Source organism: Nonomuraea sp. NPDC049784, assembly GCF_040659615.1.
Classification (GTDB): Bacteria; Actinomycetota; Actinomycetes; order Streptosporangiales; family Streptosporangiaceae; genus Nonomuraea.
Genome location: NZ_JBFAMX010000006.1, coordinates 14,358 through 38,497, shown reverse-complemented (window position 1 = coordinate 38,497; position 24,140 = coordinate 14,358). Strand labels below are relative to the sequence as shown.

General features: G+C 67.8%; 33 protein-coding genes. 29 read left to right on the top strand and 4 right to left on the bottom strand.

Annotated features, from left to right (window positions below; all coding sequences use genetic code 11):
• Positions 1-171, top strand: a complete 171-nt coding sequence (locus tag AB0J09_RS02930) for a hypothetical protein (RefSeq protein WP_360684104.1) — start codon at positions 1-3, stop codon at positions 169-171.
• Positions 172-479: 308 nt separating this feature from the next.
• On the opposite strand, the gene AB0J09_RS02925 is transcribed toward AB0J09_RS02930, so the two are convergent.
• Positions 480-911 (bottom strand): hypothetical protein, encoded by a 432-nt coding sequence (locus AB0J09_RS02925; protein ID WP_360684101.1) that lies wholly within the window; start codon positions 909-911, stop codon positions 480-482.
• A 458-nt stretch (positions 912-1,369) separates the two neighbouring features.
• Here AB0J09_RS02925 and AB0J09_RS02920 point away from each other — a divergent pair, with 458 nt between their 5' ends.
• Positions 1,370-1,558, top strand: a complete 189-nt coding sequence (locus tag AB0J09_RS02920; protein WP_360684098.1) for a transposase — start codon at positions 1,370-1,372, stop codon at positions 1,556-1,558.
• 15 nt (positions 1,559-1,573) lie between these two features.
• Here AB0J09_RS02920 and AB0J09_RS02915 read toward each other — a convergent pair whose 3' ends face one another.
• Complete coding sequence (locus AB0J09_RS02915; protein ID WP_360684095.1) at positions 1,574-1,864, bottom strand: hypothetical protein; 291 nt, start codon at positions 1,862-1,864, stop codon at positions 1,574-1,576.
• 56 nt (positions 1,865-1,920) lie between these two features.
• On the opposite strand from AB0J09_RS02915, the gene AB0J09_RS02910 reads away from it, so the two are divergent.
• A complete protein-coding gene (locus AB0J09_RS02910; protein ID WP_360684092.1) occupies positions 1,921-2,706 on the top strand; it encodes a DNA adenine methylase in 786 nt (261 codons plus the stop codon).
• Here the strand turns inward: AB0J09_RS02910 and AB0J09_RS02905 are convergent.
• Together AB0J09_RS02905 and AB0J09_RS02900 are read right to left on the bottom strand one after the other, a co-directional pair.
• Complete coding sequence (locus AB0J09_RS02905; RefSeq protein ID WP_360684089.1) at positions 2,696-3,247, bottom strand: hypothetical protein; 552 nt, start codon at positions 3,245-3,247, stop codon at positions 2,696-2,698. The genes AB0J09_RS02910 and AB0J09_RS02905 overlap by 11 nt on opposite strands.
• Positions 3,247-3,606, bottom strand: coding sequence for a PadR family transcriptional regulator (locus AB0J09_RS02900; RefSeq protein ID WP_360684086.1), 360 nt, complete (start codon positions 3,604-3,606; stop codon positions 3,247-3,249). The genes AB0J09_RS02905 and AB0J09_RS02900 overlap by 1 nt, the downstream gene beginning before the upstream one ends.
• A gap of 57 nt (positions 3,607-3,663) precedes the next feature.
• Between AB0J09_RS02900 and AB0J09_RS02895 the strand changes: the two genes are divergently transcribed.
• From AB0J09_RS02895 to AB0J09_RS02770, 26 genes are all read left to right on the top strand, one after another.
• Entirely contained in the window at positions 3,664-3,960 is a 297-nt protein-coding gene (locus AB0J09_RS02895) for a hypothetical protein (protein WP_360684084.1), read from the top strand.
• Positions 3,960-4,193 (top strand): hypothetical protein, encoded by a 234-nt coding sequence (locus AB0J09_RS02890; protein WP_360684081.1) that lies wholly within the window; start codon positions 3,960-3,962, stop codon positions 4,191-4,193. The genes AB0J09_RS02895 and AB0J09_RS02890 overlap by 1 nt, the downstream gene beginning before the upstream one ends.
• 75 nt (positions 4,194-4,268) lie before the next feature.
• Entirely contained in the window at positions 4,269-5,027 is a 759-nt protein-coding gene (locus AB0J09_RS02885) for a ParB N-terminal domain-containing protein (RefSeq protein WP_360684078.1), read from the top strand.
• Between the two features lie 30 nt (positions 5,028-5,057).
• On the top strand, positions 5,058-5,555 hold the full coding sequence (locus AB0J09_RS02880; protein ID WP_360684075.1) for a hypothetical protein: 498 nt from the start codon (positions 5,058-5,060) through the stop codon (positions 5,553-5,555).
• A complete protein-coding gene (locus AB0J09_RS02875) occupies positions 5,552-6,841 on the top strand; it encodes a PBSX family phage terminase large subunit (RefSeq protein ID WP_360684072.1) in 1,290 nt (429 codons plus the stop codon). The genes AB0J09_RS02880 and AB0J09_RS02875 overlap by 4 nt, the downstream gene beginning before the upstream one ends.
• Positions 6,842-7,024: 183 nt before the next feature.
• Positions 7,025-7,501, top strand: a complete 477-nt coding sequence (locus tag AB0J09_RS02870; protein ID WP_360684069.1) for a hypothetical protein — start codon at positions 7,025-7,027, stop codon at positions 7,499-7,501.
• A gap of 1 nt (position 7,502) precedes the next feature.
• Positions 7,503-9,935, top strand: a complete 2,433-nt coding sequence (locus AB0J09_RS02865) for a LamG-like jellyroll fold domain-containing protein (protein WP_360684066.1) — start codon at positions 7,503-7,505, stop codon at positions 9,933-9,935.
• Between the two features lie 10 nt (positions 9,936-9,945).
• Positions 9,946-10,245, top strand: a complete 300-nt coding sequence (locus tag AB0J09_RS02860) for a hypothetical protein (RefSeq protein ID WP_360684063.1) — start codon at positions 9,946-9,948, stop codon at positions 10,243-10,245.
• A gap of 9 nt (positions 10,246-10,254) precedes the next feature.
• The gene (locus AB0J09_RS02855) at positions 10,255-10,512 is read left to right on the top strand and encodes a hypothetical protein (RefSeq protein WP_360684060.1); all 258 of its coding nucleotides are present in this window, start codon (positions 10,255-10,257) and stop codon (positions 10,510-10,512) included.
• A 45-nt stretch (positions 10,513-10,557) separates the two neighbouring features.
• The gene (locus AB0J09_RS02850; protein ID WP_360684057.1) at positions 10,558-12,129 is read left to right on the top strand and encodes a phage portal protein; all 1,572 of its coding nucleotides are present in this window, start codon (positions 10,558-10,560) and stop codon (positions 12,127-12,129) included.
• A complete protein-coding gene (locus tag AB0J09_RS02845) occupies positions 12,126-14,000 on the top strand; it encodes a phage minor capsid protein (protein WP_360684054.1) in 1,875 nt (624 codons plus the stop codon). The genes AB0J09_RS02850 and AB0J09_RS02845 overlap by 4 nt, the downstream gene beginning before the upstream one ends.
• Complete coding sequence (locus AB0J09_RS02840; protein ID WP_360684051.1) at positions 13,997-14,170, top strand: Rmf/CrpP family protein; 174 nt, start codon at positions 13,997-13,999, stop codon at positions 14,168-14,170. Before AB0J09_RS02845 ends, AB0J09_RS02840 begins: the two co-directional genes overlap by 4 nt.
• 72 nt (positions 14,171-14,242) lie before the next feature.
• Complete coding sequence (locus AB0J09_RS02835; RefSeq protein ID WP_360684048.1) at positions 14,243-15,109, top strand: hypothetical protein; 867 nt, start codon at positions 14,243-14,245, stop codon at positions 15,107-15,109.
• Positions 15,110-15,154: 45 nt separating this feature from the next.
• On the top strand, positions 15,155-16,096 hold the full coding sequence (locus AB0J09_RS02830) for a P22 phage major capsid protein family protein (protein WP_360684045.1): 942 nt from the start codon (positions 15,155-15,157) through the stop codon (positions 16,094-16,096).
• 5 nt (positions 16,097-16,101) lie between these two features.
• Complete coding sequence (locus AB0J09_RS02825) at positions 16,102-16,446, top strand: hypothetical protein (protein WP_360684042.1); 345 nt, start codon at positions 16,102-16,104, stop codon at positions 16,444-16,446.
• A complete protein-coding gene (locus AB0J09_RS02820) occupies positions 16,439-16,780 on the top strand; it encodes a hypothetical protein (RefSeq protein WP_360684039.1) in 342 nt (113 codons plus the stop codon). The genes AB0J09_RS02825 and AB0J09_RS02820 overlap by 8 nt, the downstream gene beginning before the upstream one ends.
• A gap of 54 nt (positions 16,781-16,834) precedes the next feature.
• On the top strand, positions 16,835-17,224 hold the full coding sequence (locus AB0J09_RS02815) for a hypothetical protein (RefSeq protein WP_360684036.1): 390 nt from the start codon (positions 16,835-16,837) through the stop codon (positions 17,222-17,224).
• A gap of 6 nt (positions 17,225-17,230) precedes the next feature.
• A complete protein-coding gene (locus AB0J09_RS02810; RefSeq protein WP_360684033.1) occupies positions 17,231-17,539 on the top strand; it encodes a hypothetical protein in 309 nt (102 codons plus the stop codon).
• Positions 17,539-17,940: a hypothetical protein gene (locus AB0J09_RS02805; RefSeq protein ID WP_360684030.1), complete on the top strand. Its 402-nt coding sequence runs from the start codon at positions 17,539-17,541 to the stop codon at positions 17,938-17,940. Before AB0J09_RS02810 ends, AB0J09_RS02805 begins: the two co-directional genes overlap by 1 nt.
• A complete protein-coding gene (locus AB0J09_RS02800) occupies positions 17,937-18,386 on the top strand; it encodes a minor capsid protein (RefSeq protein WP_360684027.1) in 450 nt (149 codons plus the stop codon). The genes AB0J09_RS02805 and AB0J09_RS02800 overlap by 4 nt, the downstream gene beginning before the upstream one ends.
• Before the next feature lie 77 nt (positions 18,387-18,463).
• On the top strand, positions 18,464-18,937 hold the full coding sequence (locus tag AB0J09_RS02795; protein WP_360684024.1) for a hypothetical protein: 474 nt from the start codon (positions 18,464-18,466) through the stop codon (positions 18,935-18,937).
• Positions 18,937-19,440, top strand: coding sequence for a hypothetical protein (locus tag AB0J09_RS02790; RefSeq protein ID WP_360684021.1), 504 nt, complete (start codon positions 18,937-18,939; stop codon positions 19,438-19,440). The genes AB0J09_RS02795 and AB0J09_RS02790 overlap by 1 nt, the downstream gene beginning before the upstream one ends.
• Before the next feature lie 68 nt (positions 19,441-19,508).
• The gene (locus AB0J09_RS02785; RefSeq protein ID WP_360684018.1) at positions 19,509-19,631 is read left to right on the top strand and encodes a hypothetical protein; all 123 of its coding nucleotides are present in this window, start codon (positions 19,509-19,511) and stop codon (positions 19,629-19,631) included.
• Positions 19,632-19,707: 76 nt separating this feature from the next.
• Positions 19,708-22,080: a hypothetical protein gene (locus AB0J09_RS02780; RefSeq protein WP_360684015.1), complete on the top strand. Its 2,373-nt coding sequence runs from the start codon at positions 19,708-19,710 to the stop codon at positions 22,078-22,080.
• Positions 22,081-22,962 (top strand): hypothetical protein, encoded by an 882-nt coding sequence (locus AB0J09_RS02775; protein WP_360684012.1) that lies wholly within the window; start codon positions 22,081-22,083, stop codon positions 22,960-22,962. It abuts the gene before it with no gap.
• A gap of 18 nt (positions 22,963-22,980) precedes the next feature.
• Complete coding sequence (locus AB0J09_RS02770; RefSeq protein ID WP_360684009.1) at positions 22,981-24,126, top strand: hypothetical protein; 1,146 nt, start codon at positions 22,981-22,983, stop codon at positions 24,124-24,126.
• Positions 24,127-24,140 lie beyond the last annotated feature (14 nt).

Here is a 24,140-nt window from a genome sequence, read left to right as displayed (position 1 = left end):
GTGCCCAGGTCGAGGACGAGGTCGAACGCGCTGGACAAGGCGGCGTGGATGCACCACTGCGGCGCGATCAACCTGGGCATGTGGGCCAAGCGTGCGGTCTGCGGCGGGTGCCGGTCCTCGGTGGACCATGCCGAGGATGTCGAGCAGTACCGGCTGGTCCGCGCCTGGTGATGCCGGTGAGGTGCGGGCAAGTGCGCACCGGCCGAGCGGTCCGCGAGGAAATGTTGGCGCTCCTCGAAGTTGCCACCTGGACGAGGCTCCGAGCTGCGCATTGACAAGTAGGTTGAGCGAGATCTGGCCTAGGGTGCGTATCGAAGATGGCAAAAGCCGGGACCCTGGCCGAACTCGTGCTTGGTTTGCGCGACGTTTCGTCTCATCAAGCTGGCGCGTGATCACGAAGCAGTAGTTGCTCCACATGCAGGTCAGGGACCGGATTCGGATGGCATTGCCTGGAGTCGTATCCGGGGGCGAGGTAGCGGTCATTTCTCGGGGCCGAGCAGTTCGGCCACGACGCGCAGGTCGTCCGGCGCCGCCGTCAGCTCGAAGTCGTCGAGCTCGGGGTGGATACAGAGGAGTGCCATGTACATCGGGTACGGGCGTACCTCCTTCCGTTCCGACTTCTCGAGTTCCCGCCAGGATCGGACGGACGCGCCGGTCAGGTCGATCTCCTCGTAGGGCCCGCGCCAGGTCATGCGGCGCTCGACGTACCGGAGGGTGCCCGTCTGCCACAAGGCTCCCTCCCGCACGGCCATGGCGACGATGAGCCTGAGCGAGCCGACCTCGGCACCGACGGCCAGCGCGGCCTCCACCTTCGCCCTGGTGCTAGCGGCGCGGCGGCGCGTCAATGCCGGGAACACGAACCCGGTCAACAGGACCGCCATCAATCCAAGGGCCTGTAACGCCACATCCATCCAGCCATCGTCGCACCCGCCTCCACAACTGAACAGATCAAGGACTGCGCCACCTCTGATGAGATTCCGCCATATCGAGTGAGACAGGACAGACGTGACCTGCGTGTTGACACCACGAGCCGGTCTATTGCCACCTTCGTGACAACTCGCATGAGCAACTGCCAACTTCGGCGCGCAAGGACAGGAAAGCTGCGCTGATCAGACCGGAACACGCGAGATAGGCACGCTGTAGTCAACGCTGAGCGTCTATCTCGCGGGTCCACATGCTAGGGGATAGGTCCGCGACACGACGTCTCAGAGACGCGCTGGGCGTGTTTCCGCAGGTCAGAGCATCGCGAACACCGTGATCGTTAAGCGTGGTGCGGTGCGTTTCCGCAGGTCAGACATCGCACCGCGCGACACAAGCGACAAGCGCGCAGATTAGGCGCTTGTGTCCGATTTGACGTAGTCTCCTTGCCGTGAGCGTCTGGCACGGGCCCCGCGGCATCGAAGTAGAGGTCATCGTGCTCGACCAGCGCCCACGCTTCCGCGTCATGCAGACCGTCCACGGCCGCCGCTACCTGCTGGCCTACTGCTCCCGCGTCCAAGAGGTCGCCCAGCACGTCAGCTTGGCCGACCTGGTCGAGGTCATCGACTTCCCGGCCTAACGCGACAGTCCCCTGTCACTGCGTGAACCGGGGAACCTGCTTGTACCGGCCGCGCAGCGCCTCGGCGGGCACCTGGTGCAGCTCCTCACCAGGCACCCACTCAACGAACTTCTGGTGGAGCTCCCCGGCGTCCGTCCGCGTGGTCACCACCCACATCACCAGGCCCTCCCACTGGTCAGGGCCGACGCGCCGCCACGCGAGCAGGAACACGCTCCTGCGGTAGAACTCACCGGGCGGCGCGTACGCGACCAGCGGCGGAACCGTGACCGGATACGCCTCCTCGTCGTACGGGTTCGGCCTGCTCACGCGTTCGTACACCTGATCGAATCGTCCACTCCATAACCATAGCGAGGAGGGTTCCCGTGGCGCTGCGCCCTCCGTTCCAGTACTACGGCGCTAAGGGCAGACTCGGCCCGTTCCTGGCCAGCCTGCTCCCCAAGCACGAGGTGTACGTCGAACCCTTCGCGGGCAGCGCCGCGGTGTTCTTCGCCAAGGACCCCGTCCCGATCGAGACGATCAACGACATCAACGGCGACCTCGTCGCCTTCATGAAGACGCTCCGCGACCAGCCCCGCGCCCTGATCAGGGCGATCGAGCTGACGCCGTACGCCCGCGCCGAGCACCAGGCCGCCAAGCTAGGCGACACCACCGCCTCCGACCTGGAGCGCGCCCGCCGCTGGTGGATCCAATGCACCCAGTCCCGCAGCGGTGAGGCTGGCGCGTCATGGCGGCGGCCGACCTCGAGGACGCGGGTCAACAACCCGGCCGGCTCCAAGCGTGCCGCCGCGGCGTTGCGCTGGCACGCGGCCCGGCTGCGGGAGGCGTTCATCGAGCAGGTGGACGCGTTCGAGCTGATCGAGCGGATGGACTCGCCGCAGACCGCGATGTACGTGGACCCGCCGTACCTGCGCTCCACCCGCAACGCGTTCGGGCCCGGCCACTACGTCAAGGAGATGGACCGCGAGCCCGAGCACGAACGGCTCCTGCAGCTCCTCGTCGAGTGCAAGGGCGCCGTGGTGCTGTCCGGGTACCGCTCGGAGATGTATGACGAGCTGCTCGCCGACTGGCGGCGGATCGACTACCGGGTGCGAGCCTCCAGCTCGGACGAGCGCAGGCACGCTGTTGAGTCGGTGTGGGTCAACCGCTGACCTTCGGTCCCATGCGGTATTTCATCCGCCCGATTTCGATACTGCCATCACGGGGTCCGACATCGAGCTTTCCAAGTGGTTTGGGAAGGGTGGCGCTGTCCAGGGCTCTGATCAGCTCCTTGGCACGCTTTATGGCTTCCTCGGGCGTGCCCACAGTCATCGTGATGGTGATGTTGTCCTCAGGCGTAATCACGAGGAGGTTCTTTGGGGCTCCTTCATTCTTTGGGAATGCGTTGGCGCCTGGCTGTAGCTGCTGGCGGGCCTGCACTCCCCACAGAAGGCGCAGCAACAGGACAGTGTGGTGCGCCCATGCGATGCTTGCCCCGATCATGAACAGCAGTGCCGTGGCGAGCTTGAGCAACTTGCCTGGCCTGCTGTCGATCAGCGCTTCGAGTTCTTCTGCTCGAACCTCAGCGCGTCGTGCGTCGAGATAACGCAGGTTGGCGGACCAACGAACGAGCCGCTTGGCCACCCACGGAGCAATCTCGGTTCCTTCGGCGATGAGTACGCCCACGATGAGCATCACAATCTCGGTGTTCATCAGCCACCGGCCAGCAGCGTACGGAACTGAGCTAGTGCAGAGAACCCAAACGAAGGCTTCGTCTTCAGTGTGGCGGAGCGGCGTTCCGTGAGGAGTGCGCGGGCTGCGGGAGCTCCTTCGCCTGTGAGTTGATAGAAGCGGCGCCGCGGCCGGTTGGCGTCTGGGTCGAGTTCCTCCCATTCGCCCGTGATCCATCCGGCGTCTTCGAGTCGGTCGAGGGCGCTGTAGACGGTCGGCCCTGACCGCTTAGTCTGCTTCATGATCGCCCAGCCGTGGATCTTCTCGCCATCCTTGTGGGCGCGGAGCAGCACCTCTAGCACATCCAGCGTCGGCTGGGTGATGCGTTGTAGACCTGCCATGCCCTTATCTTACCTACTCAAAATAAGCGATGCGCGCCGAAAGAGGAGACGCTAATCATGGACATCAAGGAGTACCAGCACGCGCCGGAGCTCATCGAGGCCGTGCAGGTCGTCGGCGCCGAGGTCGAGGAGGTCGTGTCCTGGATCAACACGTACTCCCATCTGAAGGGCATCGTCGGGCAGACCGCGCTCCGGGGCCGATCGGGTGAGTACGTGGACATCCAGACGCCGGAGGGTATGCGACGTGCGGTCCTTGGCGACTACGTGTGTCACGACGGTTCGGGCGAGTTCTGGCCCGTCCCGAAGTCGATCTTTGAGCGCCGGTTCGCGCTGCTCGCCGGCGGCGGCGAGTAGTGCGCATCCACGTTCTCCGGCTGCCGCTGGTCGAGATGGGCGGCATCCACGAGGAGCCGTTCGCGCTGATCGCGGACCAGTTTCACGGTGACGCGGCGTGCCAGCAGACGCTTATGGCGTTCGCGGAGCAGGCGGGCGCACGGGCGCTGTGGGTGACCGTCGAGATCGTCGAGCCGCCCGTACCGGCCGTGCTGGACACCGTGGCGCTTGATGACGACCACCTTGAATACTGACCTGCGGAAACGCGCAAAGCCGCAGGTCAGACTAATCGACTACTTGGCCCTCCCGGGGGCGGCAGGGGAGAGCTGATGGCGAAGATCGCGCCGCAGGAATACCGGATGGTCGCGGTCGGCGACCTCGAGCCGCACCCGGACAATCCGCACCGTGGCGACGTGGACGTGATCGTCAAGTCGATCAAGAAGCACGGCTTCTACGGGTCCGTCGTCGCGCAGAAGTCGCGGATGCGGATCGTCGCCGGTGAGCACCGCTGGCGCGGCGCCGTCAAGGCGGGGCTCAAGCATGTGCCCACGGTCGTCATCGACGTGGACGACGAGACCGCGAAGAGGATCATGCTCGCGGACAATCGCCTGGCCGAGTACGGGGAGTACGACGACGCCAAGCTTGCCGAGCTGCTATCAGGCCTGCCTGACCTCGACGGCACCGGTTGGCGGGACGAGGACCTGGCGGACCTGCTCGACGACCTCGGCGACGACATCGAGATCGTGCAGGACGAGCCCGCCAGTCCCAGGCCCGCGCCCGCCCCGACGCCTGCCCCCGCGGTGGAGGACCTCGACGACGAGGACGACCAGCCCGACGTCCAGGACGACGACGAGCCCGAGGACGACGAACCCGAAGACGAGGGCGACGACGTCGGGCCGGCCGCAGCCTCCGCTCCACCTCCTCGGCCTAAGGCGGGATCGACCGTCGAGCTGATCGTGCCGCTGACGGCCGCGCAGCATGACGAGGTGACGGGCCTGATCGCGGACATCCGGAGCCGGGACGGTGAGGCGCCGCTTGCGGAGATCGTGATGGCGGCGCTGAGGACACACGCAGAGCGCCAGCGGTAACGCTGACAGAACAGGAGAGGCGGCCCCCTCATGGCTGAAGATCCCCAGGTGAAGCTGGCGCGGCATGAGCGCCGCTACCAGGCGCTTCAGATGCGGATCGCCGGGGTCAGCAACGCTGTGATCGCTCAGCGTCTCGGCTACTCCTCGCCGCAGCTCGTCTCCAAGGACGTCACGAACGCGCTGAAGAAGGCCGCCAAGCAGGAGGCGATGGCGGCTGAGGAGCTGCTGCACCTGGAGATCAACCGGCTCGACCGCATGATGGCGTCGGTCTGGCCGAAGGTCATCAAGGGCGAGGTCAACGCTGTCGAGGCCGCCCTGAAGATCGTGAACAAGCGGGCGTCCCTGCTGGGCCTGGACCTGATCAACCGGAATGGCGCGGCCGACAACGACATGGCCAGCCTGCTCGGCAACATGCTGCTCCAGCTGCAGGATCGGCACCGGGTGCCCGACCCTGACACGGACTTCATCGTTCAGGCCGACGTCGTCCGGGGTGAGATCGAGTACGACGACGACGGCGGCGAGGCATGAGCGGCCTGGGCCTGGCGGTCAAGCTGTCGCCGAAGCAAGAGAGGTCGATCGCCGAATCGACGGCTCGCCTGAACATCTGGCAGGGGGCTATCCGGTCGGGGAAGACCATCGCGTCCCTGATCCGCTGGGTGATCTTCGTGGCGAACGCTCCGCGCGGCGGAAGCCTGGTGGTCGTCGGCAAGACGAGCGACACCGTCGCCAGAAACGTCTTCGAGCCGTTGACGGACCCCGCGATCACTGGCCCGATCGCCAAGCGGATCACCTACACGCGCGGCGCCCCGACCGCGATGATCTTGGGCCGCCGCGTCGAGATCGTCACCTCGAACGACGCCCGCGCCGAAAACCGGCTGCGCGGCATGACGGCGGTCGGCGCGTACGTGGACGAGATCACGCTGATCGAGCGGGCGTTCTGGGACATGCTCCTGTCCCGGTTGAGCGTGAAGGGCGCGAAGCTGTTCGGCTCCACCAACCCGGACGCGCCGTCGCACTGGCTGAAGAGGGACTTCCTCGACCGCGCCCACGAGCTCGACTTGCGGTCGTGGCATTTCCGCCTCGACGACAACCACTCGCTCGACCCGGCGTACGTCAAGGCCCTGAAGTCGGAGTACTCCGGGCTCTGGTACAAGCGCTTCATCGACGGGCGCTGGGTCATGGCCGAGGGCGCCATCTACGACATGTTCGACGATGACAAGCACGTTGTCCGCGAACTGCCGACGATGGAGAAGTGGCTCGGCGTCGGCGTTGACTACGGCACAACCAACCCTTTCGCGGCGCTGCTGCTGGGGGTGTCCATCCCCGACCGGGAGGGGCAGCGCCGTATCTATGTCGCCTCCGAGCTGCGCTACGACTCGCGTGCCGAACGACGCCAGCTGACGGACAGCGAGTACAGCGAGCGGCTGACGGACTGGCTGGACCACATCCCCGGCACGTACGGGCCAGGCACGCACGGAGTCAGACCGGACTGGCTGGTGGTGGACCCCTCGGCGGCGTCGTTCATTCAGCAGCTGTACCGGGACCGCTACCGGCCCATGCAGGCCGATAACGCCGTCTTGGACGGCATCCGCACCGTCTCGAACGTGATCTCAGCCGACCACCTGCGGGTGCACGAAAGCTGCCGCGGGCTGCTCGACGAGATAGCCGGGTACGCGTGGGACGAGCGCAAGGCCGAGAAGGGCGAGGACTCGCCGGTCAAGGTCGATGACCACTCCGTCGATGCCCTGCGCTACGCCCTCCACACCACGCAGGCGGCATGGCTAAGGCTCCTCGAACCCGTCCCCGTCTTTTAGACGCGCACCCCGGACATGCGGCCGGTTGTGGCGGCCTGGCCGCCCGGAGGTGCGTCGCTCCGCGCGACTTCCCCGTACGCGCGTCGAGCACCCGGTGCGACCCCGGCCCCCGCTGTTGAGGGGCAGCGCGGGGCCGGGGCCGCACCGCTGGACCTGATCACCCCCGACTCGAGGGAGGGCCTCGTGGCCGACTTCACCTTCAACATCGCGCTGGGCCGCATCACCGAGCTGCACAACCGTGTCCGCGCCAACGACCCAGCCGGCTGCGCGCTGCTCGTGGTGGCCCTGGCCGCCGCTGGCCTGGAGACTGACGCCGTCCTGAAGGACAAGGACACGCTCGCCGACGTCGTGGCCGGCACCACCAACGAAGTCACGGCGGGCAACGGGTACGCGCGCAAGGTCCTCGTGGCGGCCGACCTCACCGCCGCGGTGCCCAACGACGCCAACGACTGGGTGGACGTTGACATCCCCGACCAGACATGGCCGCAGGTCCTGGCCGCCGGCGGGCAGTGGGCCAAGCTGCTGGTCTGCTACCGGCCGTCCGCGGCCGCCACCGACGCGCAGATCGTGCCCCTGACCGCGCACGACTTCCCGATCACCCCGGACGGGTCCGACGTGGTCGCGCAGATCGCCGCGGCGGGCTTCTTCCGGGCGCAGTAGCGTGGCGGTCCGTTACGCCGCTGCTGGCCAGCACCACACCACGTCGCTTAGCCTCGGGTCGCTGACGGCGTTCACTGTGTCGTGCTGGGTGAAGATCAGCGTCGATCGCAATGTCATTTCCACGGTGTGGACTATCGACGGTGGCAGCGCCAGCGACTACGTCAGCCTGCGCACCAACAGCGACGGGACGACCGTGCGCGTGCTGATCGACGGTGTGTCCGTGGCCAGCCGGACCTTCACCCCGGGTGTCTGGTACTTCGTGGCGGTCTCGTTCGGCGCCAGCGGTGGTTTCATGACCTCCCGCGCGGAGGGGACCGGCACGTTCAACGTGGACACCTGGACGACGGTGAAAACCGTGAATGCCATCATGCTCCGGCTGGGCGTGGCATCGGACGATACCGCGTGGCTGAACGGGTGCCTTGCTGCGGTGAAGGTGTGGGCCGCGGCTCTCACCCAGGCCGAAGCTCAGGCGGAGTACGGCGACCACTTTCCGCAACGCACCGCTGGTCTTGCCAGTGCCCACGCCCTCTACCGGACGGAGACGACCGACTACAGCGGCAATCGTCGTTCCCTGTCCGGAGGTACCGGGGCGACCGCTGCGAGTAGCCCGCCTATCAACTGGGGCGGCACGCCGATCACGGTCGTGACGGAGGACTTCGAGGACACCAGCTATCCATTCAGCCTGTCCGGGAACTGGTCGCGCAACAGCACAAATCCGCAGGCTGGGAGCTGGTCCTTCAAAAGCGCGGTGATCTCCGACAACGGCACTACCAGCGTCGCGATCACTGTTCCGGCTGGATGTGACCGGCTGCGGTTCTGGTACCGGGTCAGTAGCGAAGCGGGTTACGACTTCTTCCGATTCCTGATCGGCGGCGCAGAGCAGTTCAACGCCTCAGGACCGAATGGAGCGTGGATACAGGCCGCCGAGTACACAGTGACGCCGGGCGGCACTGTGACCTTCCGCTACACCAAGGACAGCTCAAACGCTGACCCTGTGGGCGGCATCGATGCGGCGTTCATCGACAACATCGAGTTCTACGCCTCAACCCCGCCGATCACTCCGGTGGCGCTGCCCGCGAAGAACAACTTCGACGGCGGCATGACCTCCAAGCAGATCCTGCCGACTACTTCGGGTGGGGTGAGCGGGACAGCGTTCACCGAAGTCGCCGGAAACATGATCTTCGTGGATCCCGGGATGCGCGGGAGCGCCTATTGCGCGTACAACCTCACTACGACTGCCGATGGCCGGATGAGCTGGAGGTACACGCCTCCGGCTGGGGATTCGATCTGCGGCCGGCTGTATATCAACCTCACAGGGTCGGATGATCTCAAGGCCGCGAGGGCGGTGTTCGGGCTGACCGGCCCGTCCGGTGTGGTGTCGAGGGCGTGGATAGACCCGTTCACCAGGCGCATCACCGTACGCACGGGCGACCTGGTGACGGGGACTCAGGCGGTTGTCACCGGTACCGATATCCCGTACGACCAGTGGGCGCGGCTTGAGTTCCGCTACACCATCGACGCGTCCGGCAACGGCACGGTCGAGGTGTGGACCTACCTCACCGCCGACTCGCTCACGCACACGAACTACGTCATCTCGCCGTCCACCGCGTGGCCGGGAGGAAAGCCGTACCAAGCTGACTTCTTGTGCTGGCAGGATACGACCGCCTGGTGGACGCTCGACGACGTCGCGATCGGCGCCACCAAGCTCGGCCCGTCCATCAACATCGCGCAGGTCGGCCGTGTGATCGGCAGCGGCACAGCGTTGCCGATCACCGCACGCAAGATCCGCGCCGTGGGGCCGGCCTCGGGTGTCGAGACCGTCGCCGTGGCGCGCTCTATGCGGATGCGGCAGCTCGGCGCCGCTGGTGAGTCGGGCGGCGCAGCCGCACTGCGGCCGCAGAAGCTTCGCACGGTGGGGCAGGCTGCGGAGGCTGGCGATCCGGCCAGAGCCGCTGGGGCGCACGCGCGCACGCTCGGCCGCGCCGGCGAGTCCGGCGCGGCGCAGTTGGTGATCCCCGCGACTGGTCCGGTTCTCAGGGCGGCCAGCGAGATCAGCGCGGCGCTGCCGGTCACTGCGGTGAAGGTGCGTCATGTCGGCCTGGCGACGACCACTGATGGGGTGCAATCGGCCAGGGCCGTTCGCCGGAGGCTGCTCGGCGTAGCCGCTGAGATGAGCTCGTCGAGCCTGCTGACCCGCGTCAGGAGGCGGGGCGTCGGCCAGGCGGCCGAGACCAGCCGGGTCGAGCGGATCGGAACCGGCTTCGTGGTGACGGTCGTCGAGGCCGACACCGCGTTGCCGATCACGCCGCTGCTGTATCGCGGTGGCCCGTTCACCGGCGTTGACGGGCCGCGCAGGACGTGGGGCGCCAGCTTGTCCCCGCGCGGCTGGAGCGTTGACCCGCCTCGCCGTACCTGGTCCGCATCGCACACGTAAGGAGCCCGTGGTGGGGGAATCGATCTCGTCGCTGTCGCGCGAGTACTTGCCGTTCTTCGTGCGCGGCGCAACGGGCGTGGAACAGGTCGAAGTGGCGCTCACCGTCCCCGGCGCGGAGCCCGTTGAAGGCGACTGGCACGACGCCGAGTGGAAGCCCGATTCGGTCACCGAGCACGGCGCGACCGCCCGGATCCTGTTCGGCCCAGGCGGGACCGTGGCGCGGCCGGACGGCACCTACCAGGCGTGGGTGCGTGTGACTGCCACCGTCGAGCAGCCGGTGCTGCCCGCGGGGCTCATCGACGTCATTTAAGGAGTTCGCATGGAACGTCCGGTGACTGGGCGGATTGTCCGCTACCGGGGCAAGCAGGGCCTGCACGCGGTCAGGGCGGCGATCGTGACCGCTGACGTGGAGACGCTCGATCCCGAAGGGGTGAAGGTGGGCGCGGTCCCGCCGCTCGACAGCGCCTTCCACGTGCATCTGTGGGTGTTCACGCCCGGCCAGCAAGGCGGGTTCCACGAGTACAACGTCGGGCCTGGCTCCGAGCCGGGCACCTGGCATTGGCCTGTTCGGACCTGACCGGCCACGTTTCGGCGATCAACAACAGAAGAGTGAGGGCGTGAGATGCCGCTGCCGGTGCAGGATCAGGCGTGGCCGCCGCCGCACATCCATCGTGAGCTGCGGCTTTATGAGCAGTGGGGGGCATGGTACGGGGGAGATCCTGATCATCTGGCGCGCGTGTACGGCGTGAACCAGGTGCACGGGATCGGCCTCGACCCCAAGGGATGGGACCGGCCGCAGCCGGGTGTGACCGGCCTCATGAACCGCGTCAGCCGCTGGTTTTGGGGGAGTCCGACGCCGGCTGGGCAGATCCGGAACACGAAGCTTCACATCCCGATCGCGGGCGACATCTCCAGCACGTCGGCGGACCTGCTGTTTTCGGAGCCGCCGACGCTGCGGGTGAAGGGCAAGAACGGTCAGAAGCGGCTCGACTCGCTCATGCACGAGGCGGGCATCTACGGGTCGCTGCTGGAAGCCGCGGAGGTCTCCTCGGCGTACGGCGGGGTGTTCTTGCGCGTCGGCTGGGACACGGAGATGTACGACCACCCGGTGCTGTCGGTGTTCCCGCCTGACTCCGCCATCCCAGAGTTTCGGTACGGGGCGCTGGCGGCCGTCACGTTCTGGAAGGTCCTCGCGGAGGACGACAAGTGCGTGATCCGGCACCTCGAACGGCACGAGCGCGGCCGCGTCTACCACGGCGTGTACGAGGGCACCAGCGACCGGCTCGGCAAGCCGATCCCGCTGACCGAGCACCCGGAAACCGAGATCTACGCCGACAAGGTGGACGAGACGGGCGGCTTCGACACCTACTTCCCGCGCGGCCTGCTCGTCAACTACGTCCCGAACATGAGGCCGCACCGCCTGATCCGGGGGACAGCGCTCGGGCGATCCGACTACGCGGGTGTCGAGCACCTCATGGACAGCCTGGACGAGGTGTGGACGAGCCTCATGCGGGACATCCGGCTCGGTAAGGGCCGGATCGTCGTGCCGGACCTGTTCCTGGAGAACCTCGGCCGAGGTAAGGGCGCGGCGTGGGATCCGGACAAGGAGATCTATTCCGGCCTGGGCATGCTGCCGCCGCCCGGCACCGCGCCGAACGCCATGCTGACGATCAGCCAGTTCGCGATCCGCGTGACCGAGCACGTCGAGTCGGCCAAGGCGTTGGTGGGCCAGATCCTGCGCGGCGCCGGCTACTCCGCGCAGAGCTTCGGCGAGTCGGACAACAGCGGCCGCCAGCTGACCGCGACGGAGATCCACTCCCGCGAGCGCAAGTCGTTCTCGACCAGGGGCCGGAAGACCGGCTACTGGAACCCGTCGCTGCAGTGGCTGTCGGACGCGATCCTGTCCGTGGACCACGGCGTGTGGGGCACGAAGGTCAGTGCGGAGCGTGCTGAGGTGCACTGGCCGGACGGCGTCATGCCGGACCCGGAGTCGCTGGCCCGCACGATCGAGCTGTTCAACCGCGCCCAGGCCCTCAGCGTGGAGTCGAAGGTGCGCATGGTCCACCCCGAGTGGGACGACCACCAGGTCCGGGCCGAGATGAACAAGCTGCGCGACGAGCTCGGGCTGAATGTCCCCGACCCGGACCGGCTGGACGACGTTCTGGTTCCTGACCGGGACGGCGATGACGAGTGAGCACCGCGGCGGCCGAGGCCCTCGGACAGCAGGACCTTGAGCAGATCGAGGCCGCTCTCGACCACGCCCGCGCCGTGGCGGCGATCTACTACGACGCGGAGCGGGAGCTGCTGCGCGTCGTGTCTGAGGCTCTCGTGGCGCGGCTCGGTGAACCCGAGTGGGAAGGCCCGCGGTTCGCGGAGCTGCGGGAGCTGCGCCGCCAGGCTGACCGGGTGGTGCTCCGCCTGGAGCGGCTGTCGGACAAGCTCGTCACGACTGGCGTCAATGCGGCGTGGCGGCGCGGCGTGCAGCGCGCGATGACGGACCTGACGCATCTGGGTAATGCCAAGCGCATCGGCCAGGGCCAGGGCGTGATCGAGCTGGCCCGCCAGACGGTGAAGCGCGTGCAGAGCGTCCACATGGGTGCGCTGCGCACCACCGAGGACGTGTTCTCCCAGGTGGTCGCGCAGGTGGCTGGCCGGGCGCTGACGGGCGCGGAGACGAGAGAGCAGGCGACGGCCCGCGCGCTGGACATGTTCGCCCGCAAGGGCATCACCGGGTTCACCGACGCGTCTGGCCGGTCGTGGTCGATCGGCTCGTACACCGAGATGGCCGTTAGGTCGGCGATGGCCCGCGCCGCCGTCGATGGGCATCTGGCCACGCTGAAGGAGAACGGCGTCGATCTCGTGATCGTGAGCCGGTTGCCGTTCACCTGCTCTCGTTGCGCCCCCTGGGAGGGGAAGATCCTCACCCAGTCGGGCCGCATCGGGTGGCGGCAGGAACTGTCGTACGTCGCCGATCAGATGATCGATGTGCTCGTGGAGGGCAGCGTCGAGCAGGCCCGTACGGCCGGCCTGCTGCATCCCGGATGCGGGCACAACCTCCTCGCGTACCTGCCGGGCGCCACCAAGAGGCCCCCGGTGCGCAAGCACCCGGCCGACTACGCCGACTCGCAGAAGATGCGCCGCATGGAGCGGGACTTGCGGTCGGCGCGGCGGCAGGCGTCGGTCGCGCTGGACAAGAAGGACCGGGACCAGGCTGAGCGGCGGGTCAAGGCACTGAACGAGCGGATCCGCGAGCACGCCAAGGAGTCGGGTCTGCCGATCCGCCGTGACCGGCAGCGCGCCAAGGTGCTGCCGCGCGATCTGGAGAAGCGGTCGGACGAGGAGCTGGCGGGGTTGCTCGGGCAGCACGCCGACGACCAGGCCGCGGTTGACCGTATCTCGCAGGTCCTGGAGAAGCGCGACGCCGACCGGGAAGCACAGCGGGACGAGCAGGTGAATGCAGCCGTCCGCGAGTTGCCCGAGGACTTCGCCAAGGTCACCGATGAGCAGGTGCTCGAGCTGGTGGAGCGCTTCTCGCGCGCCGGGGATGGTGTGGCGCTGGAGCGGCTGCTGGCTGAGCTGGACCGGCGCGAGCAGGACCCGGACTGGCGCTGGGACCTGGAGGAGACGCCCGAGGACCGCGCGGTCGCGGACCTGATCGACGACGGCGTGGACGAGTTCGACGCGTACGCGCAGGTGTACGGGATGGACCCGGACCTGATGCGGCGGGAGGAGTCCCGCGGTCATGTCGAGTCGCAGCGTCTGCCGGGGGAGACTCTCGACCAGGTGGTTCGGCGGCTGTTCGAGGAGTGGTTGGAGCTTCAGTTCATCGCGGCTGAACGCTACACGCGCGGGGTGCTCGTCAACGCTGAGGGCCGGCGCCGGGGGATCGACGGCCGGTCGCTGCTGTCGGGCAGACAGGACGTCGCCTACCGGTGGGCGTCCGACGAGCTGAAGACGTGGTGGGAGAAGCACCCCCGCATGACGTTGGTCGAGTTCCGCGCCCAGATGCTGGGCCGCGCCTCCGACAAGAAGGCGGCGAGGCTGATCAAGGAGAGTCGCCGGTGAGCCTGTCGGAACTTGACCACAGGGCGGCCGTCACCACGGCGCGGTGGGCGGCGCTGAACCGCCGCCCGATCACTGACTGCCCCTACGACCCCGTAGGGGACAACCGTCAACGCGCGCTCGCGCTCTTGTGGGTGCGTATCTACCGCAGGACCCAGTCAGCCGGGCGCTGACCTGGGATTTCTGTCCGTTCTGTAGGCCCCGCCTGGCGCGGGCCTTTTCCATGTCCGGCTCCGGGAGGGCCAATGTTCGAGGATCACATGCTGCCGACGACGCCTGGCGCGGTCATCGGCTACCGCAAGTCCGGCCAGCCGATCAGGCTGATGGCCGGAGGTGCTCCGGAGGGCGAAGGCGAAGGCCAGCAGCAGGGCGCTCCGCAGAGCGATGGCCCTGAGGCCGGGGTCACGCCGCCCACCCAGGAGGCTCCGCCCGCGCCGGACCCGCTCGCTAACCTCCGGCAGAAGGATGAGCAGGTCAACTCGGACGCGCTCAAGGTGGATCAGCTTCCTTCGTGGGCTCAGAAGCTCATCCGGGAGACCCGGAACGAGGCTGCCGAGTTCCGCAACCAGCTCCGTGAGGCGCAGAAGGCCGCCGATGAGGCCGCCAAGGCGAAGGGGCCGTCTGCTGAGGAGATCACTCAGCAGGTCCAGTCCGACCTGGCCAAGCAGATCGGCAAGGCTCTCGGCCTGGTCGGTGAGGAGCAGCAGCTCACGCCGGAGCAGATCATCGAGCAGCTCACCGGCGAGCGTGACACGACCGCGAAGGAGCGGGACGAGGAGAAGGAGCGGCACCGCCGCGCGCTGATGGAGCTGGCCGTTCACCGGCAGGGCCTGAAGCTCGGCGCCGACCCTGACGCCTTGCTCGACTCGCGCTCGTTCCTGAAGAAGGCCCGTGACCTCGACATCGACGCGCAGGACTTCGCCGCCAAGCTCGGCGAGGTGATCGAACTCGCGGTCACGGAGAACCCGAAGTTCAAGGCTGGCTCCCTGGCGGGGCCGCCCTCTCGCTCGGGGGGTGAGTTCGCCGGCGGGCCTGGCGGACGCGTCACCGGTTCCGAGCCGTCCATCGACGACTTCCGCAAGCAGAGGCAGGCGAAGAAGTCGTCGCAGTAGACGTCAGCGGTACCGCTGGCGCTTCATGTTTGGAGATAAGGCCCGATGGCTAACACCTTTCTGACGCCGACCGTGATCGCGCGGCAGGCGCTCGCCAACCTGTACGAGAACACCGTCATGTCGCAGCTCGTCTACCGGGACTACGAAGAGGAGTTCGTGTCCCGGATCGGCGACACGATCACGATCCGTAAGCCCGCGAAGTTCGAGGCGAAGAACTTCAACCGGGCGACCGGCATCGAGATCCAGAACGCGACCGAAGGTTCGATCCCGATCACGCTGGACCGGTTCGCCGACGTCTCCTTCGCCGTGACCAGCGAGGAGTTGACGCTCGACATCGTCGACTTCAACCAGCAGCTCCTGGCCCCGGCGACCGAGGCGATCGCGCAGAAGATCGACCGGGACATCCTGTCGCTGCGGAACGACATCGTGCAGAAGGTTGGCCTTGACGCCGACCCGGCTCCGTTCAAGTACGCCAACCCGCGCGTGGCCATCGCGGCCAGGCGTGTGTTGAACCAGCGCAATGTGCCCGCGACTGACCGCTACATCGTGGTCGGCCCGGAGCAGGAGGCGCTGTGGCTGGCTGACGAGCTGTTCCACAGGAGCGACGCGCGCGGCGACACCGAGGGTCTCCGCGAGGCCAACCTGGGTCGAAGGGTCTTCGGATTCGATAGCTACCAGACCCAGAACATTCGCGAGCCGGAGTTCCTGCCGACTGACCCGGTCGGGAAGACGCTCCCGGATCACGAGGTCGGAGTCGCGTTCCACCGGACGGCGTTTGCCCTGGTGACGCGGCCCTTGGTGCTTCCGCAGGGCGCGGCGAACGCGCACGTCGAGTCTTACCGCGGCTTTGGCTTGAGGGTGGTCATGGACTACGACATCAAGGCCAAGCAGGACATTGTCTCCATCGACACGCTTTACGGCGTGAAGACGCTGGACCCCGAGCGTGCTGTGGTGATCACGACCGGCGCCACCAAGGCCAAGGCGTAGGCGGCATGAGCTGGGTGTACCACAACCGGAACACCGGGCAGACGGTGGAGTTGCCGGAGCGGGACCCGATTCTGGACTGCTGGCCGAACTGGGAGATCCTGTCCCGGCCCGCAGTCCCGGCCGCTCCGGCCACACCGACCGGTCCGGAGCCTGCCCCCGCGCAGGCTCCGGCCGGCCCGCCCCCCAACGTTCCGCCCGTCCTTCCGCCTGGTCCTCCTCCCGAGGGGGCGAACAAGGCCGTGTGGGTGGCGTACGCGGTCTCGCGCGGCATGGCAGAGAAGGACGCCAAGGCGCTGAGCAAGGCCGCCCTCGTCGAGGAGTTCGGCCAAGAGGAGGAGAGCGATGGCTAGGGCAAACCTCGCTGTCACGAAGATGACCCGGGCCGGCGTGACCCTCGCGGGGGCGCTCACGCCCGCCGTGGTGGACGGGCACAAGTTCAGCTACTCGGCCAAGCGGCAGCTCCGCATCAAGAACACCTCTACCGGGCCGCGCACGGTGACGGCGGCAATCCCTGGCGAGGTGGAGGGGCAGCCTCTGGGGGACGTGCCGTACGTGCTCGCGGCTGGCGCGGACGTGCTCGTGCCGCCGTTCACGCCGATCTATCGGCAGGGCGACGACACCGTGTGGATCAACTACGACGATCCGGCTGGCGTCGAGGTGGCGGTGTACGAGCTGCCCGCCTGATCAATGCGTCAGCGGTTCCGCTGGCGTTTCTCATATGTGGAGTGGAGGCCCGTGGTGGTGGTGTACGCGACGGCCGACGACTACGCGGCCTACACCGACAAGCCTGCCCCGGACGGTATTGGTGCCGTGCTGGCGCGGGCGTCGGAGCGGATCGATGAGTTGCTGATCGGCGCGGTCTACGACACCGACGAGCAGGAGATGCCGACCGACCCGAAGGAGCGGGAGGCGATCATGCGGGCGACGTGCGCGCAGGCCGCCTGGTCGCTGGCGCTCGGCGATCCGTACGGCGTGGCGTCAGCGTTCCGTGACGTGCAGATCGGATCAGTCCGGCTGGGCGGGCGGAACACCGAGAGTGGTCCGCCGCGGCACGCTCCGGACGCGGCCCGCATTCTGCATGTCGCTGGGCTGCTGCCGGGGTACGCGTTCGACTCGACGGCCTGGTGATGCCTGATGCTTCCTGACTGGCTGCTCAGGCATGAGGCCGTGATCGAGCCGTTCGAGGGGGACGGCGCGTACGGGCCGATCTACGGCGCTGCGGTGACGGTGAAGTGCCTCGTCGATGATGAGCGGCGGCTTGTCCGCGACGCTCAGGGCGCCGAGACCGTCTCGGACACGACGATCTTCTTCCCGCCCGGCACCCGATGCCCTGAAGGCAGCCGGGTGACCGTCAACAGCAGGGTCACCACGGTCATCGCGTCGTACGCGCGGGACGGCGGCGGCCTGCCCACTCCTGATCATGTAGAGGTGGTGTGCCGCTGATGGGCAAGGCGAACGTCAGGGTGAAGATCGACGTGCGGCTCGATCTCAAGGTCGGGCCCGACATCATCGAGCACGAGCTGAACGAGGCGGCCGCGCGTGGCGTGTATCTGGCGTCGGAGCACGTGCTGACGGAGGCGGCTCCGCGTACGCCGTGGCGTACGGGCGACCTACAGAGGTCCGGTGATCCGCGTGAGCGGCCGGGCTCGATCGCCGTGGACGAGGGCAAGCTGAAGGCCGCCCTGGGCTATGACATCGTGTACGCGGCTCGCCAGCACGAAGAGATCACGTGGGAGCACCCGATCCAAGGTGAGCCCAAGTGGCTGGAGAAGACGCTCCGCGCCGAGGCGGAAACCGTGCACGCCATCATCGGCACCCAGATCGAGAGGGCGCTGCGCAGATGAGCAAGACCTTCTCCCGTGACCTGCTGACCGGCCTGGCGGTTCTGCTGGCTGACGCCGGCGTGGGCCATTGGGATCCGGTGGGCGCGTACACCGCGCAGCAGCGGGCGATCACGCTTGGTGGCCTGCCGAGCAAGCCGGACGAGGCGATCTCGCTGACCATCTACGGCACCGGCACGGGCGGCGACGACGTCGAGCAGTCGGATTCGACGGTGCTGGTGCAGGCCCGCATGCGGACGGCGACGGACCCGCGCATCGTCGGCGACTACGCCGACGCGGTGTTCGCGGCGCTGCACGGCCGGTCGAATCTCACCCTTTCCACGGGCGTGGTCGTGCTGCTGATCCAGCGGACGATCATGGCGGCGCTGGCCCGTGACTCGTCCGGCCGGTGGGAGCGGCCGGACTCGTATGAGCTGATGGTGGTCTGGCCGACGCTGTACCGCGACTAGCTCTCCTCCCTTTTTTCCTTTCGCGCCGTCCCGGCTCATGTGGGGCGGCGCTTTCGCATGCACCCGAAGGAGACATCATGCGGAGCCTTCTTGCGCGTGACTGGCGGCTGGATGTGGACACGTCCGCGCCGGGCGCAGCCGACCCGATCTGGACTCCGGTCAAGGGCCTGACCAGCTTCGAGCGGAGTTCGGACGACAACACCGAGGAGGACGGCGACTTCGACGACGAGGAGGGTTACGGCAGCTCGGTCGTCACCGGCCGGACGTGGCAGATCGAGGCCGAGGGCCGCCGCAAGCGGACCGACGACCCGGTGTTCACTCCGGACCCGGGCCAGGAGAAGATCCGCAAGGCCGCGCAGATCGTCGGCTTCAACGCCAACATCAAGGTCCGCTGGTACAGGCGGGATGGCGCTCCCGACGCCTATCAGGGCGTTTGCACGGTGACCGAGTACACCGAGGGCGGCGAGACCACGGACCTCGAGCCGTTCTCGTTCACCCTGCTCGGCCAGGGCTCGCCGACTGAGATCTCCAACCCGCTGGTGACTCCCTGATGGCGGGTTTCAAGGACCTCGACGAGTTCTTCGACCCGACGCTGAAGCTGCCGGTCGGCGGGAAGACGTACGTCATCCCGCCGCCGTCCGCTGAGGTGGGGCTGCTGTGTCAGCGGCTCATGCACGCCAGCATGGCCGTCCAGGCGGGTCAGGACGTGGATGAGGAGGGCCTGAACGAGCTCGCCGAGACCGTGCTCGACGACGACCAGGAGAAGGACCTCTACCAGCGCATCCTTGGCCCCGTGTGGGACGAGCTGCTCGCCGACCAGGTGGTGTGGCCGAAGATTCAGCACGTCGGGCAGACAGCGCTGATCTGGGTCGCGGCCGGCCTGGAGGCTGCGGGCAAGCATTGGGAGTCCGGCCCAGTGGGGGAAGCGGAGGCCCCGACTCGGACGGCAGCCTCGGCGGCGAAATCGACCCGAGCACGGGGCTCCGCGACTGGTACGACCCGGACGACGGCCTCTCAGGGCACGGCGGCCGGGTCACGTGGCACGACCTCCTGACCAGGTGGGGGCTCGTCGAGGCTGATCTCCACAGCGAGTTCGGGATCGACCTCGACGAGCCTGGCCTGATGCGTGCCCGGTCGTGGCGGTGGTTGCAGGCCCGCATCGCGGGCCTGCTGACCGCTGACACGCGGATCGCGCGGGCGCTCGACCCGGGCGACGACAGCGCGGCCCGCCGCAAACGGCGTTGAGCGCCAGCGGTAACGCTGGCGTATTGCCGCCTTTCCCCTCGCTTCCCTTGTGATCGCGACTCCCGAGAGGTGGCGCATGGCGCTCAACGTCGGCGATCTGTTCGCCACGATTTCCGTCCGGAACCGGTCGAGGCCGCAGATCAAGCAGTTCACCAACGATCTTGATGATGCGGCCAAGAAGTCCCAGACCAGCTTCGGATCGGTCGCGGCAAACGCGGCCGCCACGAGCGCCCGCCTGACCGCGATGGCGCTGGCCGGCTCGGTCGCAGCGGCCGGGCTCGCGTCGGCTGCGCAGGGCGGTGTCGCGTTCGTGGCGGCGCTCGCTCCCGCGGCGGGGATCGTGGCCGCTCTGCCGGGCGCGCTCGCGCTCGGTGTGGGCGCTCTGGCCACGCTGAAGGTTGCCCTGTCCGGGGTGGGTGACGCCTTCAAGGCGGCTCTCGGTGACGACCCGGTGAAGTTCAAGGAGTCGATCGCAGGGCTGTCACCTGCGGCGCAGTCAGCTGCGCGTGAGCTGCGTTCGGTCAAGCCTGCGATCGATGGGCTTAAGAGCGCTGTCCAGGACGCCTTCTTCGCGCCGCTGGCTGGCCGGCTCCGGGCGGTCGCGGCCGCCGCGGTTGGGCCGCTCCAGTCCGGCATGCAGGGCGTGGCCAGGGAGTTCGGTCTTGCCGGTGCTGAGGTTGCCAGGTTCGCCTCCTCGTCGGCGACGGTGAACGCGCTGACGTGGATCTTCGGTTCGCTGCGGTCAGCGGTCGCGGCGATCCGGCCCGCCATCGATCCCGTGCTGGCGGGATTCCGCGCCATTGCCGTGGATGGCTCGCTGTTCCTGAAGGATCTGGCGCCGGGCATAGCCGCGGCGGCTGCACGTTTCGGCGACTTCCTCGAACAGGCGGCCTTGTCGGGGCGGGCGACCGAGTGGATGCAGGGCGCGCTCGACGTCTTCAAGCAGCTCGGCGGCATCCTGACCAACGTCGTCGGCATCGTCCGGTCGGTCTTCCAGGCGATGCAGACCGGGGGCACCAACGCGCTCGGCGTGGTGGGGCAGCTGCTCGGGAAGGTCAACGAATTCCTGAACTCGGCTCAGGGCCAGCAGATCCTGGTCACGATCTTCCAATCGCTGTCGCAGGTCGGAAACGCCCTGATGCCGATCTTCGTGGCGCTGGGTGGCGCGGTCGCGCAGATCGCGCCCCACATCGCCAACATCGCGGTCGCCTTGGGTCCCGGGCTGGCCGCCGCGGTGTCGGCCCTCGGGCCTGCTCTGGCCGCGCTCGGACCTGGGCTGACCATGGTCGCGGAGATGCTCGCGAAGGCGTTTGCTGATCCGGTTCTGCAGGCGGGTCTGCTCCAGCTTGGTCAAGGACTGTCGGCGGCGCTCGCCGCGGTGGCGCCTCTGCTGCCGGTCGTGGCGCAGCTCGCGGGCATCGTGGGTCAGGTCCTGGGGATCGCGCTGACCAACCTGTCGGCCGTGCTCGGGCCTGTGATCACGGCGCTGGCCGATGCCCTGCAGCCAGCCCTTGTGGCCGTTTCGTCCGCTTTGACCCAGCTCGGACCGCTGATGGCCCCGATCTACGCCTCCTTCGGTCAGATCGCGGCCGCGGTCGTGCAGCAAGTGCTTCCGCCGCTTCTGCAGCTGATCCCTTCGCTGCTAAATGGGCTGGTTCCTGCCTTTGTCCAACTGGCTACGGCGATTCTGCCCGTTCTTCCGATTTTGACCGATTTGGCGGTCATGGCGATCCAGCAGGTCCTTCCTGCCCTGATCCCGATCTTGCCCATGCTGACCAAGCTCGGAGTCGGGTTCGCCCTGTTCGGAGCCAAGGTGGCGGAGATCGTCACCCAGATCAAGCCGCTGATCGAAAAGGGCGTCGCGATCTTCCAGTGGATGTACGACATCCTCGTCGGCCATTCGATCATCCCGGACATGGTCAACGCCATCGGCAAATGGATCGGCACGACCCTGGTCGGCTGGTTCCGCGACCTGCCAGGCAATATCAGGAACGCGGTGTCGAACATCGGCTCGACCATGGGCGGCATCGCGCAGGACGTCGTGTCCGGCTTCTGGAACAAGCTGCAATCCCTGGCCGGTGACCTCTACAACAAGATCTCCGGCTTCTTCTCGAACATCGTCGAAAGCGCGAAGAACGCCCTCGGCATCCACAGCCCGAGCCGCGTGTTCGCGTGGGTCGGAAGCATGATCCCCGCGGGCATGGCCAAGGGCATCACGCAAGGCGCGGGCCTGGTCACCTCGTCGCTGCGGAAGGTCGCCGCGATGGCGGCCTCGACCGCGATGCCGACCCTGTCGCCAGGGATCGACGTCCCGAACCGGCTCGCAGGCGGCGGCCTGGCCAGTGGCCGGACCGTGATCCATCAGACGAACTACTACCCGCAGGCCGAACCGACCAGCACGAGCGTCAACCGCGGGCTCCAGCTCGCGGGCGCTCTGGGGGTGATCTAGATGCCGTCGTATTCGCTGGACGGTGTGGCGCTGGACCACCCCGCGGGCTGCTGGAAGCTGAAGAAGGGCACACAGCGCCGCCCGCTGCCTGGGGCTCGCGCCGTACGCGTCTCGGTCTCGGGCCGCGCCGGCGAGCTCCCGATCGTCGGCCTTGACCACGAGGCGACGTCGTTCTCGCTGACGTTCGTGGTGACGGGGGCGACCCCGGCCGGCGCGGACGGCGGGTATCCGCAGATGGAGACCAACCTCGAGGCGTTGACGGCGCTCCTCGGGGTCCGTAACCGGCTCATGGTCATGAGGTACCAGGCGGGTCCGATAGTGCGCGTCGCCGACGTGACGGTCACGGCCGCGTCCGAGCCGGAGGTCAACACTGGGGCCGCCCGCGCCCGGCTGACGGTGGTGGTCGAGGTGCCCGGCGTGTACTGGAGAGACGAGACGGTCACCACCTGGGCGGGGAACGCGAACGCCTCCAACCAGGTGGTGGCCACGCTCGCAGGCTCCACCGCGCCGGTCACGGACGCGCTGCTGCGCGTCACCGGGCCGGCGACGAACATCACGGTCACGGACGTGGCCAGCGGCGGCAGCGTCGGCCTGCTCACGTCCGGGTCGAACTCTCTCACCGCTGGGCAACGGCTGCTGATCGACGCGGCCGCGATGCGGGCCGCGCTGGTCACCACGGACACGTGGGACCTGGCCACCGGCACGGACCGGACAGGCGTGATCAGCGTGTTCGGGCCGTTCTCGGCGAACCGGTGGATCCACCTGACGCCGGCGATGGCGCTCGGCGACCCGTTCTCCCGCGCGGTGCTCATCTCGTGCACGGCGTCCAGCACCACCGCGGCGTCCGCGCTGGAGGTCCGGGCTCGCCGCGCCTACCTGTGACCGTGAAGGGGGGCGACGGTGCCGTTCGACATCCGTTTGATCGTCTACGACCCCAACGGTAATCGGCGCGGCCTGCTCGCCCACCCGCTCCACATCCAGGCGGCGTTCCCGTTCAACGACCTGCCCGCGCTGAAGTTCTCCTACAGCATGCGGGCGCCCGGCGCCGACCTGATCTCCACGCCGTGCGAGATCGGGCTGCAATGGTCGTCGGACGGCAACACCTGGTTCGAGTTCTCCGAAGGCCGGTTCCTGCTGATTCGGCGGGAGGGCGACCAACTCGCACAGGACGGCGTGTGGCAGTTCGACTGCCCCAGCTATCTGTGGACGCTGCAGAAGACGGTCACGTACGCACACGCGACCATCGCACCCGTGAACGGGCAGCGGGTATTCAGCGCCACGGCCACGGCCGGGTTCATCATGCAGACACTCCTGAACGATGCCGTGGCTAGGGGCGCGCTGACGGGGTTCTCGTGGACGTTCAACGGCTCGACGGACTCGGCGGCGGCGACATGGGGCAACGCGATGGGGATGGGTGTCCCGCTTGGTACGGACCTGTTGTCGGTCCTGTTGCGGCTTGTCTCGTACGGGATGGCCGATTTCCGCATGACGGGTGCTCGCCAGCTCTCCGCGTACATGCCGGACACCACGCTGCTGCGGGATTTGTCGACCGGAGCGTCTCGGGTGGAGCTGCGGTCCGGCCGTGATGTGACGGCCGCTCCGGACGTGGTCACGTTGGAGGACATGGCGTCCGCCGCGTACGTCGTCGGTGACGACAGCATCCGGCAGGAGGTCGTCAACGTCACCGCCGTGATGCCGTGGGGCCGGTGGGAGACAGGAATACGCGAGGTCGGTATCACCACGACGACCGCAGCCAACAACATCGGCACGGTGACCGTGCTGCGCGGGGTGCGCCAACAGGTGCAGCGCACCCGCGAGATCACCATGTATCAGGCGCGACACCTGCCGCTGCGTGACTACCGGGCGGGTGACATGATCCTCGCGCCCGGTAACGGCGGGGTGCTGGAGCCGATGCGGGTCCAGCAGGTGACGCTGACGCGGTCCGCGCGCGGCGTCGTCGCCGGGAACCTGATCCTTGCCGATCGGCGTGAGGACTACAACCTGCGCGTGGCACGGCAGATCGCTGCGCTGTCCGCACGCCCGTGATCATATTGAGGAGG